The 14,117-nt window shown below is 61.8% G+C and carries 12 protein-coding genes and 1 pseudogene; 8 read left to right on the plus strand and 5 right to left on the minus strand.

What is annotated here, in order from left to right:
• The first annotated feature begins 5 nt into the window (after positions 1–5).
• The 4 genes from EIP85_RS23570 to EIP85_RS21985 all read left to right on the plus strand — a co-directional run bounded on the left by EIP85_RS23570 (position 6) and on the right by EIP85_RS21985 (position 2,497).
• Positions 6–176, plus strand: coding sequence for a helix-turn-helix domain-containing protein (locus EIP85_RS23570; RefSeq protein ID WP_422067229.1), 171 nt, complete (start codon positions 6–8; stop codon positions 174–176).
• Between the two features lie 319 nt (positions 177–495).
• Complete coding sequence (locus EIP85_RS21975) at positions 496–1,524, plus strand: fatty acid desaturase (protein ID WP_127904352.1); 1,029 nt, start codon at positions 496–498, stop codon at positions 1,522–1,524.
• A gap of 230 nt (positions 1,525–1,754) precedes the next feature.
• Positions 1,755–1,961 (plus strand): cold-shock protein, encoded by a 207-nt coding sequence (locus EIP85_RS21980; RefSeq protein ID WP_127904353.1) that lies wholly within the window; start codon positions 1,755–1,757, stop codon positions 1,959–1,961.
• Positions 1,962–2,281: 320 nt separating this feature from the next.
• Positions 2,282–2,497: a hypothetical protein gene (locus EIP85_RS21985; RefSeq protein WP_127904354.1), complete on the plus strand. Its 216-nt coding sequence runs from the start codon at positions 2,282–2,284 to the stop codon at positions 2,495–2,497.
• 912 nt (positions 2,498–3,409) lie between these two features.
• Here the strand turns inward: EIP85_RS21985 and rpsU are convergent.
• The 3 genes from rpsU to EIP85_RS22000 form a co-directional block, all read right to left on the minus strand.
• Entirely contained in the window at positions 3,410–3,631 is a 222-nt protein-coding gene (gene rpsU, locus EIP85_RS21990; RefSeq protein WP_127904355.1) for a 30S ribosomal protein S21, read from the minus strand.
• A 57-nt stretch (positions 3,632–3,688) separates the two neighbouring features.
• Positions 3,689–3,964: a DUF982 domain-containing protein gene (locus tag EIP85_RS21995; protein WP_127904362.1), complete on the minus strand. Its 276-nt coding sequence runs from the start codon at positions 3,962–3,964 to the stop codon at positions 3,689–3,691.
• A 120-nt stretch (positions 3,965–4,084) separates the two neighbouring features.
• The gene (locus EIP85_RS22000) at positions 4,085–4,291 is read right to left on the minus strand and encodes a cold-shock protein (RefSeq protein ID WP_127904356.1); all 207 of its coding nucleotides are present in this window, start codon (positions 4,289–4,291) and stop codon (positions 4,085–4,087) included.
• An 873-nt stretch (positions 4,292–5,164) separates the two neighbouring features.
• Between EIP85_RS22000 and EIP85_RS22005 the strand changes: the two genes are divergently transcribed.
• Positions 5,165–5,737, plus strand: coding sequence for an EamA family transporter (locus tag EIP85_RS22005; protein WP_127904357.1), 573 nt, complete (start codon positions 5,165–5,167; stop codon positions 5,735–5,737).
• 46 nt (positions 5,738–5,783) lie between these two features.
• Here EIP85_RS22005 and EIP85_RS22010 read toward each other — a convergent pair.
• Positions 5,784–6,895: pseudogene (locus EIP85_RS22010) on the minus strand (IS3 family transposase).
• Between the two features lie 367 nt (positions 6,896–7,262).
• Positions 7,263–8,285, minus strand: coding sequence for a GlxA family transcriptional regulator (locus tag EIP85_RS22015; RefSeq protein ID WP_127904358.1), 1,023 nt, complete (start codon positions 8,283–8,285; stop codon positions 7,263–7,265).
• Between the two features lie 506 nt (positions 8,286–8,791).
• Between EIP85_RS22015 and EIP85_RS22020 the strand changes: the two genes are divergently transcribed.
• From EIP85_RS22020 to EIP85_RS22030, 3 genes are read left to right on the plus strand one after another with little or no spacing between them, the layout of a single operon-like run.
• A complete protein-coding gene (locus EIP85_RS22020; protein WP_127904359.1) occupies positions 8,792–11,353 on the plus strand; it encodes a GcvT family protein in 2,562 nt (853 codons plus the stop codon).
• A 2-nt stretch (positions 11,354–11,355) separates the two neighbouring features.
• Complete coding sequence (locus EIP85_RS22025) at positions 11,356–12,585, plus strand: aromatic ring-hydroxylating oxygenase subunit alpha (RefSeq protein WP_127904360.1); 1,230 nt, start codon at positions 11,356–11,358, stop codon at positions 12,583–12,585.
• 4 nt (positions 12,586–12,589) lie between these two features.
• Positions 12,590–13,675, plus strand: a complete 1,086-nt coding sequence (locus EIP85_RS22030) for an FAD-binding oxidoreductase (protein WP_127904361.1) — start codon at positions 12,590–12,592, stop codon at positions 13,673–13,675.
• Positions 13,676–14,117: the final 442 nt, after the last annotated feature.

Consider the following 14,117-nt stretch of genomic DNA (forward strand, 5'->3'; position numbering starts at 1 on the left):
AAGGGGTGCGTCTGGACCGGGCCCGCAACCTTCTGGAAGCCTCAGATCAGCCGCTCAAGGCCATTGCCTTCGACTGCGGATTTGCCAGCCCCGACCAGATGCGCAACGCTTTTCAGCGGAGGCTCAGTGTTACGCCCCAGCAATATCGCGGGAGTTTCAGGTCAAGGTCAGCATGAAATAGCGCCGCTGCAAATTGGCGCAAAAGATCGGACCGCAGCACGTGAACGCAAGAAGAACGGCCCGATGGCGCGCGCGCTTTCTGCCTTGCGCCCGGCAGCTGCCGCCCCCATTTGCTGAGCAGGTACCTTGGACCCGCACGATCATGCGAGTGACGGCTCAAGGGGAGACTACGGTGGCGCCGCGTCTGATCGGTGTGAATCCCTTTTTGTGCCCCGCTGTGCCGAAGGCCCAAATCGGCCTTTGCCCGGATTGACACGAACGAACATGACGATGCGCATTAGAACACTGCGGCCGCATGGTAGGAAGAACGCCTGAATGACGACCTCAACCGACCGCCCCTCTCAGCAGCCTGAAGAAGGCGGGAAATACTGGGTGCGCATTCTCGCGCGTTACCGCGAGCCGTCGCATCTGCGTAGCAGTTGGGAGCTGGTGATCACCCTCGTGCCCTTTGCCGTACTCATGGGGCTGGCTTGGTGGGCGTTGTCGGTCAGTTACTTGCTTGCTGCGGTGCTCTCGGCGCTGAACGCGGGCTTTCTCGTCCGACTGTTCATCATCCAGCACGATTGCGGTCACAATGCCTTCTTTCGCAACCGGCGGGTCAATGACTGGACTGGTCGGGCGCTCGGAGTACTGACGCTCACGCCCTACGACGTCTGGCGCCAGACCCATTCGATTCATCATGCGTCGACCGGCAACCTGGATCGGAGAGGGATTGGGGACGTCCCCACCCTGACAGTGCGCGAATACCGGGCGTTGCCCAGACTACAGCGGCTGGGCTACCGCATCTACCGCAACCCGCTGTTCCTGTTCGGGATCGCCCCAGCCTATCTGTTCTTCCTGCAGAACCGCCTTCCAGTCGGACTCATGCAGTCAGGGCGGAAATACTGGGTCAGCGCGATGGCGACAAATGCAGCGCTCGCGGCGCTGCTGGTCGCGGGGTTCTATTTCGCCCAGGGCCTGCCGTTCCTTCTGATCCTCCTGCCGATGGCGTTGATTGGGGCCTCGGCCGGCGTCTGGCTGTTCTACGTCCAGCACCAGTTCGAGGACGCCTATTGGAACCGAGAGGGGGACTGGCAGATCCACGACGCGGCGCTGCACGGCAGCTCGCACTACGTCCTGCCGCCGGTGCTGCGGTGGTTCACCGCAAATATCGGGATCCACCACGTACACCACCTCTACAGCCGCATCCCGTTCTACCGCTTGACCGAAGTCCTGCGCGAGCATCCCGCGCTGGCCCGGACACAGCGCCTGACGCTTCGGCAAAGCCTTGAGTGCGCCCGGCTGCACCTTTGGGACGAGGACCGTCACAAACTGCTGTCTTTCGCCGAGCTCCGGGCTGGCTGAACGTTGCGGTCAGCCGCGCCCGGATCGCCGGGCAGTGGATGGGGAGGATCAAGACGCATTCACGGTTCATGGATCACGGCGCTTGCATTGGAACGCGATACAGCCCATACGGCGGGGGCAAACCTTCTTCATACGACCCGCTGTTTCCTTCTGGCTCCAGTTGATCCTACGACGACTGTGCGCCGGGCCGCCGCATTCTGCGGGCGGCATCCATAAAAGGAAACATCACGATGGCCAAAGGCACCGTGAAATTCTTCAACTCCCAAAAGGGCTTCGGCTTCATCTCGCCCGAGGGCGGCTCGAAGGACGTGTTCGTCCACATCTCTGCCGTCGAGCGGTCTGGCCTTCGTGGCCTCGATGATGGTCAGGTCGTTACCTTCGACGTCGAGACCGGCCGCGATGGCCGGGAGTCCGCGACGAACCTGGCTCAGGCCTGAGGCTGTCGCGCGAGGCTCCTTCGCGCCTTGAATCCTGCAGCGCTCCCGCGAAACGGGTGCGCTGCTTCACGGGGCGTAAGATTGGACATTGCGTGACAGAAAATACGCGGGGAACCCCGGCGGCTCTCTAGGCACACGATGAGGCTACGGGGATCTCCACCATCGAACGGGTTCGTCACCGGTCGAAACGGAACGGGCCAGTTGCCAACCCAGCGGGGGTCAACGCGCGCTCGCAGATCGAGGTGGCCTTCCCGTTCGCCACGGACATTGCCGGATTCAAGCCAGGCATGTCGGACATGTTCTCAGACGGAGGTGCCTAAATGGTGCGAAGCACCAAGGAAACGCTGCGCGACCAGCCCGCGTCTGGGACGAATACCCTGATCGACAAGACCACGCGGCATGCCTGGGAAATTCTCGATGCCGAGTCGGAGGCACGGGACGCGAAAAATGCCCGCCTGCGTCAGACCCGGCTGGAGCGCGAGAACGCAACGGTGTCTGAGCCGGACAAGAAGCCCGGCAAGAAGCGCGATGCATGACGGATCGAGCGTGCCTGCCAGTCTCGCTCTGAGGATTTCCGCCCCGAATCCGTTTGGGCAAACGGTACGAATGTTCATCTGACGCGGCAATCCGACACCGTGGTTATGCCGTGCTGATCTATGCTTGGCCTGTCTTCTTATCCGCTGCGGCCGCCTTCATGCGAGCAAGCAGGTCTTCCCTCACGGTATGTTGGCCAAATGGATTCTGCTCCGATCCCTTGGCATTATGTTCTGTGTGGCGTGGCGCTTTCTTGCCCGTCTTGGCTGCGCCCGATTTCCCGTAGTCCATTCGGATACCCTAAATTTCGCCATTGGATTAATCCGTCATGCAGGAATCATCCCGCCTGCACAAGATAGTCCCAAAAGTGGTCTTGATTGTTATCAGCAAAGGATCACCATAACCGCGCTCCGAGCGGCATGGAAAAGATCCCGGAAGGGACGTCGCTGCCTCCGGCGCCTACACAAGCCGGCATTTTGTCGGGAACTGGACGGATGGCATCTTTGTTCAGCTCGGCTCCCGCGGCTTGCGATCTGGGTCGGGAATCAATCCTTCGGCGTGACCCTGTTTCCACTCAAGGCGTAACTTTCCATTGGGATAGGGATAGGGGTTCTTGCTCACTGGAATCCCGCGGACGGCATCATCAAAGCCCCGGCTCCACGCCTGCTGCGGTGTCTCTACGGCCATATTCGCATTCCTTTTTTGATTTCGGCCAGATAGTGCTGTCCGTCCCTATTTCCCATCGAGCGGCAGATCAGGGCTTTTGCTATTATCAATTCGGCTTTTCGGTCGGAATTCAGGAGGCATACCGGAGGTTTGAAACATTCCGCCGGTGAGCATATCACACCCAATCGGGTTGATTTGTCCTTCCGAGTTCCTTTCTCATTGAGCGGCGCCCGCCTTATCGCACTCGCTTAGCCCCGCTTGCCGAGAGCGCCGGCGTCGCGTAACGCCTGCTTTCGCAAGAGCTTTCGGCGTCGACGCACGGCCTCCGCTGTCTTGCGAACGCGCTTTTCCGATGGCTTTTCATAGGCGCGTTTCGTCCGCATGTCTCGGAAGACACCATCCCGTTGCATGGTCTTCTTCAGAACACGAAGGGCCTGGTCGATGTTGTTTTCGCGAACCACGACTTTCATTTTTTCTCCTGACCGTGCTTTTCCTATGTTGCAGCGAACTCAGATCGCCCCAGCTCTTTAGGCGGCAGCCGGGCTTGGCGGCTGCACGATCTGGTTCTCCCGAACGAAGCCCGCAGTCCTCGCGGCGGCGATAAATGCTCTTCGCGCGGAACCTACCGATGTCATGCACTGCATGGCTGTCTCGAGTTGGTTAATGGCACGTTGCCGTGCATCGTCTGCAACCGGCCACTTGTTGCGCAACCAGTATTGAGCCTGTTCGATCGTACTGAAATTCTTCACTTCGCCGTCGGGCGAAATGACCAATGATAGGGGCATGCCCCAATAAACTTCCATCATAGCTTTGTTTTCTTTAGATTATTTATCTACCGGCAGCGCAGCGGCGCTGTTGCCGGGGCATGAGGGGTCCGAGCCGGGAAAACCCGGCTTGGCCCCAGTCAGACATCACATCTGGTGTCAGGCGAGAGCGATGTTGATCGCTGACTCGCGGCCATCACGACCGGCCTCGACGTCGAACGTCACGGCCTGTCCATCGGCCAGCGTCGACAAGCCCGAGCGCTCCAGCGCGGAGATATGGACGAATATATCTTTTCGTCCTCCTTCGGGCTCGATGAAACCGAATCCTTTGGAGGGGTTGAACCATTTCACGGTGCCCTTGGCCATCGTGATATTCCTTCTGTCAGTGCCGTCCACACATCGCAACGGCTCGGCAAAGCTGAAAATCGAAAGCTGAGCCGGAAGGAACAGGGTCCGAAAATGAGGATCGCCGTCTCCACATAGTGTATTTCGCGGCAATTTGCGAGGATATTGATAAATATTCTCTACGCCAGCCAAACACCTGCTCGGCCATCCCGGGAATGCGGCTCCCGGTACGAAGGCCTGTGATTGCCCGGGGCATGATTTTCGTCGCGCAGGCGGGAAATGTCGGGACCGGGCTGAGAGCGTTTGGTGGCCAATCCTGGTGTCTGTTCAGCCAGCCGAACCGCTGCTGGTGCGCGGGGAGCCCGGAGCGATCGTTTCTAGAGCCGCACATCGGTCGTCTCGAGAAGATGATCGAAGGTCCTGAAGCCGGGCGCCCCGGTCGGCCGTCTTTCCAAGCGGGGAACGAGCAACACCGGCAGAGAGGGAGCCTGCCCGGCGATGATGGCTCTGACCTTCAGCAGAATGTCCTGGCCGCAGCTGCTGATTTCCCGCTGGAGTCGGGACACGCGAACCGTGCCGAAGGGAGGCAGGAGTCTTGTGCGGCGTCCTTGACCAGCACACGGTCTGGGAACGGCGGCGGCGCGCCCCCATGAGCGAAAGAGGACAGAATGAAACAGCAGTCGGCTGTCGGCCGGCCGGGACGTTCTTGGAAAGGCAACTGCGGAGCGATAAAGGTCGAGCCAGTGCTCGCGATCTGGGCCACCTATTACACGACATCCGTTGTTCGGGATCTCTCTCGCCCTTTTCGGGGCACTGGCGATCACGCCCGACACACTGCTCATGCGCTGGTCGGCGATGGGCGGCACCGAGATGGTCGCCTAGCGCGGGCTCCTGATGTGCTCCGCCCTTCTGGTGGCCTGGCTCGTGTTCCGGTGGCGGCACCTTAGGCGCGACCTTGCTTCCATGGCCTGCGGGGCGGGCTTGCTGGTGGTGCTCTGTCAGGTCCGCAACGTGTCTCTCTTCGCGATCGGCATCTCGGTGGCGCCGGTTCCTGTGGTGCTGTTCAGCGTCGCGACCATGCCGGTCTTCGCCGCGCTCCTGTCCCGTGTGCTCATGGGGGAGGCGACGCATTGGTCGACCTGGGCCGCGACCGTGGCGGTGTTGGTTGGCATCGGCCTCGCGGTGTTCGGAACGGCGCCAGGTGGGGTCCGGGGAAGCGCGCTTCTTGGCGCAAGGGCTGGCCTTGGAGTGGCGCTTAGCCTGGCGCTCAGCTTCGTCACCATCCGCCGCAATGCGCGGCTCGCGATCTTGCCGGTGGTGGGGGCCGGCGCTCTGCCGGCGGGCGCTATCGGCCTTGCTCGCGCCAGGCCGCAGGCGATGGCGGGCGGCCACGTCTGGGCCATCGTCCTTGCCGGTCGATTTGTCCTGCCGGTGTCGTTCTTCTCGCTTTCGCCCGCTTCACGCTAATGGGCACGTAGTTGGAGCGGTGACCTGCTCCCCTTGGAGTCCGCGCTCATAGGTTAGCTCTGTTCAGGGTTTGGTCCTCTATCGTCCATTGGTGATACTCCCGTGGGGTCGGCCCGTCGAGACTCGTGTGGAGGCGGTGGTGGTTGTAGTCCTCGCGCCATGCCGCGATCAGATGGCGAGCATGGCGCAGGTTGGGGAACAGATGCTCGTTGAGGCACTCGTCTCTGAGGCGGCCATGGAAACTCTCGACAAAGCCGTTCTGCATCGGTTTCCGCGGCGCGATGTAGTGCCATCCGACCCGGCGCTCCTCCTACCATTTGAGGATGGCGTTCGATGTTAGCTCCGTGCCGATGTCGCTGACCAGCATGCAGGGATGGCCTCTGACCTCGGCGATCCGATCCAGCTCTCGGGCGACTCGGATGCCGGAGAGCGAGGTGTCGACGGCCGCAGCCAGACATTCCCGGCTGAAGTCGTCGATCACGCACAGGATCCGGAAGCGGCGGCCATCGGACAGGCTGTCCGAGACGAAGTCGAGGCTTCAGCGCTGGTTCGGCCCCTGCGGGATCGCCATCGACACCCTGGTTGCTAGCGCCCGCTTGCGGTCCCCACGCTTGCGCACGGTGAGGCGTTCCTCGCGGTAAATGCGATAGAGCTTCTTCCGGTTCAACGCCCAGCCCTCCCGCCGCAGCAGGATGTGCAGACGCCGATATCCGAACCTCCGCCTCTCGCCCGACAACTCCCGCAGCCGCTCGCGCAACTCCCGGTCCTCCAGCCTGGTCGTCTGCCGCCGATACACGCGTGGGTCGATCCCGACCAGGGCACAGGCCCGCCGCTGCGAGTAGCTCTTCTCCTTCATGGCCCAGTCCACGGCACGCCGCCTCGAACCGGGCCTCAGAAGTTTTTTCCCAACATCTCCTTCAGCGTCGCAACATCGAGCATCTGCTCCGCCAGCATCTTCTTCAGCTTCGCGTTCTCGGCCTCCAGCGCCTTCAGCCGCCGCGCATCCCACACCTCCATACCGCCATATCTCGAGCGCCACTTGTAGAAGGTTGCGTCGGTGATCTCGTGCTTGCGGCACAGTTCTCTCGCGCCCAGTCCGGCCTAGTGCTCCTTCAGGACGCCAACGATCGGCTCTTCGCTGAATCGACTTCTCGTCATCGTCTGTCTCTTCGTCTGGAGAACAGGCTAACCTCAAAACGAGGACGTTTTAGGTGAGCAGGTCACTCCCCAAGCGCCAGGATCGCCCCCAACTCGACAAACGGATCCAGCAATGTGCCGGCTTGGTGCGGCGGAGCGACGGTATTCTCGACCAGGCCGCTCAGGAGTTCGACCACTTCGGCGCCGGTACCGTCGTCAGAGAGGGCAGACGCGAAATCGCCGACCTTGCGACGGCCGCCGCCAACGAGGCCGGGGGTGAAAACGGGCCGGCTCTTCCTCGGGAAGGGCTTCCAGTTCGGCTACGGGCGCCAGCCCGCACGCGTCCAGGGCGTCTAGGTGCCAGATGGGCCTCGCCCAACTGGCTCCCTCACTTACCGAAATGAGAGAACTGATACGGCGTCAACCCGAACTTCTTTCGAAAGCTTTTCGCAAAATGAGAACTCGAAACAAAGCCGCAAGCTATTGCGACCTCGACAACGGTCATATTCGTCTCGGTGAGAAGCGCCCTGCCGTGCTGAAGTCGCAGGTTGCTCAGATACTGCCTCGGGGATGTCTGCAGACGCTCTGCGAAAAGCCTCTCGAGTTGCCGAATGCCAACGCCCGAGATCGCGGCACATTCCTCGATATCGATGCTGTCCTCGATGTGCTTTTCCATGTGCGCAATGGCCTTGAGAAGCGGCTTGCTTCTGGTCCCGAGCCGGGCTGCGAGCGAGATCATCTGGTCTTCGTCGCCCGTACGCCGGTGGGGCAGCAGACACATGTTCATGACCTCTTGACCAAGCGTTGCGCCAAAACGCTCCTCGATCAGCTTGAGCATGAGGTCCGCGGCGGCAACGCCGCCGGCACAGGTCAGGATCCGGTCATCGACGCAGAAGATCCGACGCATCGGTTCGAGATCAGGGAATAGCTCCCGGAACCCGGCGATATTCTCCCAGTGAAGTGTGAATTGGCGCCCCTTCAGAATACCTGCCTTGGCCAGTGCATAGGCGCCCGTACATAGTCCGCCGACCGTTTGCCCCCGGCGCCATTGCGCTCGCAATGTGTCAGCCAGTCCCGGCCACACCCCGCGCTCGGGTTCCACGCCACCGCAGACAAGGAGGAAGTCGGCGGACACATCGGGTGTCAGTTTCGCGTCTGGAGTTACCGGCACGCCGCAAGAACTCACGGCCGGGGCTCCATCCGCGGAAAACACGCTCCATTGAAACAGCTCCTTCCCCGCGAGTTGATTGGCCACTCGAAGGGGCTCGACCGCCGACGTGAATGCAAGAAGGGTGAACCGCGGAACGAGCACGAAGTTCACCAAGACAGGATCAGCCAAAGTCTGAACCGGTACGTGGGCCACGCCGCGCGCCACATATCGACGATCGCTTTGAGCAGACGGCCTTTGCATGGTGATCCCCTTGCCGCACCTGCCCAGTCAAAGATCGCGGAGTGATACCAGACTTCGACCGGATCAGCCAAGCAGATTGATCCACCCGGGAACCGGCCGCGGCAGGGTTCCGGCCCGAACATATCGACGCGGGTGACGGAGCCGGATGCCTCGGGCGACGGCGCACGCACCTCGGCCCCTCCCCGACCAGGGGGGCGTCAATACGCGCGGTGTCGAACGCGTCGCTAGCGGTGATCGACTCGTCGTTTGTGTGGCGGTGCCTGACACGCCGTGGATTAATTGTGCCGCGTGACGGACGGCCCAGGAAAGGCGACACTCCCATCGTGCGAGGTGGAGCGCCGCCAGGAATGATACGCGGGAAGCCACCTGTTCTTCGTTGCGAGTGCGCAGCAGATAAATTCGATAATGCTTGGAGGCCGTCCCGCCGGCGGACCAGGCAGACGCCGTAACGGTCACCTGAATAAAAGCATTAGTTTAGAAGTCCCAGAACCAACGAGGAGCAGGACATGTCAGGGTTCCCCGAAAAAGCCAAGGTCGTCATCGTCGGACTAGGGGGGATCGTTGGTGCATCGGTCGCCCATCACCTGATCGAGCGGGGTTGGGACGACATTGTCGGCATCGACAAGTCGGGCATTCCGACAGATATCGGTTCGACCGCTCACGCCTCGGACTTCTGCTATGCGACGAGCCACGATTTGCTGTCGTGCTGGACCACGCTCTACTCGGTCGATTTCTACGAGAAGATGGGGCATTACGCGCGGATTGGCGGCATCGAGGTGGCCCGCGTCGGAGACGACGAGCGCATGGACGAGATCAAGCGCAAAGTCGACTCCGGCAAGGCGTTCGGCACGCGGGCCCGGCTTATGGAGCCGGCCGAGATCAAGGAACGCTTCCCGCTGATCGAAGAGGATCTGGTTCAGGGCGGGCTCTGGGATCCGGACGCCGGCCTCGTGATCCCGCGGTCGCAGACGGTCGCCGGAAAGCTTGTCGACCAAGGCGAAAAAACCGGCAAGCTGAAAGCATTCGCGAACACGCCCGCCCTTTCCCTGGTGATCGAGGACGGTCGCATCAAGGGCGTCGTGACCAGCCGCGGAACGATCCACGCCGACTTCGTCGTCGTCTGCAGCGGGCTCTGGGGGAGGCTGATCGCCGAGATGGCGGGAGAGGATCTGCCGGTTTTCCCGGTCGACCATCCGCTGACGTTCTTCGGCCCCTACACCGAGTTTGCGGGTACGGGAAAAGAGATTGGCTGGCCGCTGATGCGCGATCAGGGCAACTCTGCCTATATGCGGGATACCGGCGATCCCAAGACCGCGGAAGGCGGTCAGATCGAGTGGGGCTATTACGAGGAGCACAATCCGCGCCTCGTCCATCCGCGCGATCTTCTGGAAAAGAACCAGGCCCGGCTTTCCCCCTCTCAGCGCGACCTCGAGATGGAGCAGGTCATGGAGCCGCTGGAGCGGGCGATGGAACTGACCCCGATCTTGGGGGAGCTTGGCTTCAACGAAGGTCATTCATTCAACGGTCTGCTTCAGACCACCACCGATGGCGGCCCGTCGATGGGTGAAAGCCAGAAGGTCCGGGGGTTGTGGTATGCCGTCGGCATCTGGGTGAAGGACGGCCCCGGTATGGGCAAGCTGATCGCCGACTGGATGACCGACGGGCGCACCGAGATCGACCACAACCGGATCGATTATTCCCGCTTCAACAGCTTCCAGCTGGAAGAGAAGTTCATCGAGGAACGCTGCACCGAAACGGCGATGAAGATCTACAACCCGCCGGTTCATCCGCGCGAGCCTTTCGCGGGCGGCCGCGGCATCCGCCGTTCGCCGTTTTACGAGCGCGAAAAAGCGCTCGGCGGATATTTCATGGAGCTGGGCGGGTGGGAGCGCGCCCATGGCTATGCGGCAAACGAGCACCTGCTGGAAAAGTTCGGCGACAAGGTGCCCGTGCGCGAGAACGAATGGGACAACCGCCACTTCTGGCGGGTCTCCAATGCCGAGCACCTCGAGCTGACCGAGAACTGCGGCATCATCAACCTCTCGCATTTCCACATGTGCGACATCGAGGGGCCTGACCATGTCGAGATGATGGAGTGGCTCTGCGCCGCAAAGATCGGTGGCGACGGCAACATCGGGAAGGGCATCTATACCCATTTCCTCGACGACGAGGGCATGGTGCGCGCCGACTTCACCGTCATCCGGATGGCCGACCGCTGCCGGATGATCAACGGTGCCGATGCGGGACCGCGCGATTACAACTACATGAAGCGCGTGGCGCAGGACAAAGGCTATGACGTCACGATCACCGACGTCACCGAGAAATACGTCACAATCGGCATCTGGGGCCCGAACGCCCGGGCGAACCTTCAGAAGGTCGTGGAGGATCCGGCTGGCCTGTCGGCGGAGGCATTCCCCTTCGCCGCGATTCGGCCGATCAGGATCGCCGGGAAATCCGTCACCGCCTTCCGCATCTCCTACGTGGGCGAGCAGGGCTGGGAACTGCATATGGCCTACGAGGACGGCCTTGCTGTCTGGGACGCGCTGCGATCCACCGGCGTGATTGCCGTCGGCGTCGAGACCTACGCGAACACGCGCCGGATGGAGAAGAGCCTTCGCCTTCAGAACGCGGATCTGTTGACTCAGTACAATCTCCTCGAGGCGGACCTCGCCCGCCCCAAGGTCAAGGAGGCCGACTTCCGCGGCAAGGCGAAGCATCTGGAATACCGCGCGCGCGACCATCAGCCGGCGATGCTGTGCACCCTCGTGATGCTCGACAACGTCGATAGCAAGGGCGTCGCCCGCTACCCGGTCGGCACCCTGCCGGTCCTTGATCCCGACACCGGCGAGACGCTTGTCGATGAGCTCGGCCGACGGTCCTACACGACCTCGATCGCCTTCGGACCGACCATCGGCCGCAATATCGCCCTCGCCTACCTGCCCTGGGATTACTGTCAGCAGGGTCGAAAGCTCGACGTGCAGTACTTCGGCGAGATCTACCCCGTCGAAGTGGCCAGCGTTGGCTACAAGCCCCTTTACGATCCGGACAACATAAAGCCTCGGAGCTAGAAATGGACACACTGGATCTGCTTGCCACGCGCGTGCCCAATCATGCGCTTCCGCGCGGCTTCTACAACGACGCCGACATCTTCGCCGACGATCTGCGCGAGATCTGGTATCGCGAATGGCTTTTCGCGATACCGGCCTGCGAGGTCCCCACGGCGGGCAGCTTTGTCACCATGCAGGTCGGCGACTATGCCGTCCTGATCGTGCGCGGCGCGGACGGAAAGATCCGGGCGTTCCATAATTCCTGCCGCCACCGCGGCAGCCGTGTCTGCAGTGCGGCGAAAGGCAATTCGCCCAAACTTGTCTGCCCGTACCATCAATGGACCTACGAACTTGATGGCCGGCTCCTCTACGCCCGCGATATGGGCCCCGACTTCAAGCCGTCCGAGCACGGCTTGAAATCCATCGCCTGCGAGGATGCGGGCGGCATGGTCTTCATCTGCCTTGCCGACGACCCGCCGCCCTTCGCAAGCTTTCTTGAGACAGCTCAGCAATATCTGGGGCCGCAGCGCCTGCAGGATGCAAAGATCGCTTTCGAAAGCACCATCGTCGAATCCGGCAACTGGAAGCTCGTGCTGGAAAACAACCGCGAGTGCTATCACTGTGCGGGCTCGCACCCCGAGCTCTGCCGCACGTATCCCGACCGGCCCGGCTTCACCTCGATGGACGAGACAGGCGCCATCGAGCCGGCCGTGGCGGCGCATTGGGAAAAATGCGAGGCGGCAGGGATGCCGTCGAAATTCGTGATTGCACCTTCCCAGCAGTGGCGCTTTGCACGGATCCCGCTGCTCGGGGCTGGTGAAAGCTACACGATGGATGGCAAGGCCGCCGTGGCGGCCAAGCGGCTGTCAATCGCGCCCTTTGCGAATGCCGGCTCGCTCCTGTTCTTCCATTTTCCGAACAGCTGGAACCACTTCCTGGCCGATCATTCGGTCGTCTTCCGCGTGCTGCCGATCAGCCCGACCGAAACCCAGGTGACGACCAAGTGGCTGGTGCACAAGGACGCCGTCGAGGGGGTGGACTACGACCTGGCGAACCTGACACGCGTCTGGGTCGCGACCAATGATCAGGACCGGCAGGTGGTCGAGGAAAATCAGCGAGGCATCAATTCGCCCGCCTTTGTTCCGGGACCATACTCGGAGCTGCAGGAGGACGGCGTGATCCAGTTCGTCGATTGGTACTGCCGCACGATGCGTGAGCGGCTGGGCGGCAACACGGCAATGGCGGCGGAATAGAGCGATGTCAGTCAATCTGGTGCCTCGGCTCGGCGGAGCGCAGACTTGGAAGGACAGTGAGCCCCTCGAATGCGTTTCGGTCGTCCCCGACGGGCCGGACGTGGTGTCCTTTTCGTTTCGGGCGCCTTCGGGGGCCTGGTTCGACTTTCAGCCGGGCCAGTTCCTGACACTGGAACTGCCGGTTCCGGGCGGGCCGATCAACCGCACCTACACCATATCGTCGAGCCCATCGCGCCCGCTGACCGTCACTCTGACGGTAAAGGCATCGCGCAATAGCATCGGCACGCGATGGATGATCGACAATCTCCACCCGGGCATGCGCGTCAAGGCGCTCGGTCCGGGCGGCATCTTCGTGCCGGATATCCCGGCCGAGCGTAAACTGCTGCTCATCTCGGCCGGTTCGGGCGTGACGCCGATGATGTCGATCACGACCTATCGCTTCGATCTCGGTGGGGAGCCCGATATCTGTTTCGTGCAATGCGCGAAGCGGCCGTCGCAGCTTGTCTTCAGACGGCAACTGGAAGCCATGGCCCGGCGGGTGCCCTCGATAAAGGTCCACTATGTGGTCGACGAGGATGATCCATTCGATGCCTGGACTGGGTACCGGGGCACCTTCAACCAACTGATGCTTGGATTGATGGCGTCCGATTATCTGGAGCGCGAGGTCTATTGCTGCGGACCAGAGGCCTTCATGCAGGCGGTCCGCGACATGCTGATCGGCTTCGGCTTCGACATGGACCACTACCATCAGGAAGCCTTTTCGGCGCCACCGGTTCTCAAGGAGTCCGATGCACCGGTCCTTGACGATGTGGTGCCGAGTGCCGAGGCGACGTCGGAACTGGTTTTCTCGATCAGCGGGAAAACGGTGACCTGCTCGGAAACCGACACAGTCCTGGCGGTGTCCCGTCTTGCCGGGCTGAACATCCCGTCAGGCTGCAACTTCGGGGTATGCGGTACCTGCAAGACGAAGAAGCTGTCGGGTGACGTGCACATGGTTCACAACGGGGGGATCTCCGAGGCGGATATTGAGGCCGGCTACATTCTCGCCTGCTGCTCCCTGCCGATGGGGCGAGTCGAGATCGAAGCCTAACCTACGAATTGGCCGCCCCGGCCGCCCAACGATCAGTCGGGTGTTGTCACGTTGACTCCGCACCGCCCCGAATTCTCGGTCTATGCCGACCGTGTCAGGCGGTGCCGGCAGCCAGCGTCCAAGTCTCGACTGCTAAACTGCGGCTACCATTTCCAATATCACTGGATCCTCTGGGGATAATCCGGTCTACGATGCCCTGGTTGCCGGTTGGACCCGGAGCGCCGTTTGGGGTGATCCAAGTGGGGAAGACGAGGTCGGGGCGCACGAAACGCCCCTTCTACTCATCCCGTTTACGTGGATCGTCGGCCTGCCAGAGGCCCTCGATCGACGATCCCATGTCCTGCCCCCTTGCCCTGGCTCAGCCGGGAAGGGGCATTGCCAAGTTTTCGGTATACGCCGGCGCCTCGACAGGCTCACGGCGGAAGACGTTGGGTGGCATGCT

Origin of the sequence: Solirhodobacter olei, from assembly GCF_004010155.1 — a bacterium.
In the GTDB taxonomy this organism is placed as follows: Bacteria; Pseudomonadota; Alphaproteobacteria; order Rhodobacterales; family Rhodobacteraceae; genus Solirhodobacter; species Solirhodobacter olei.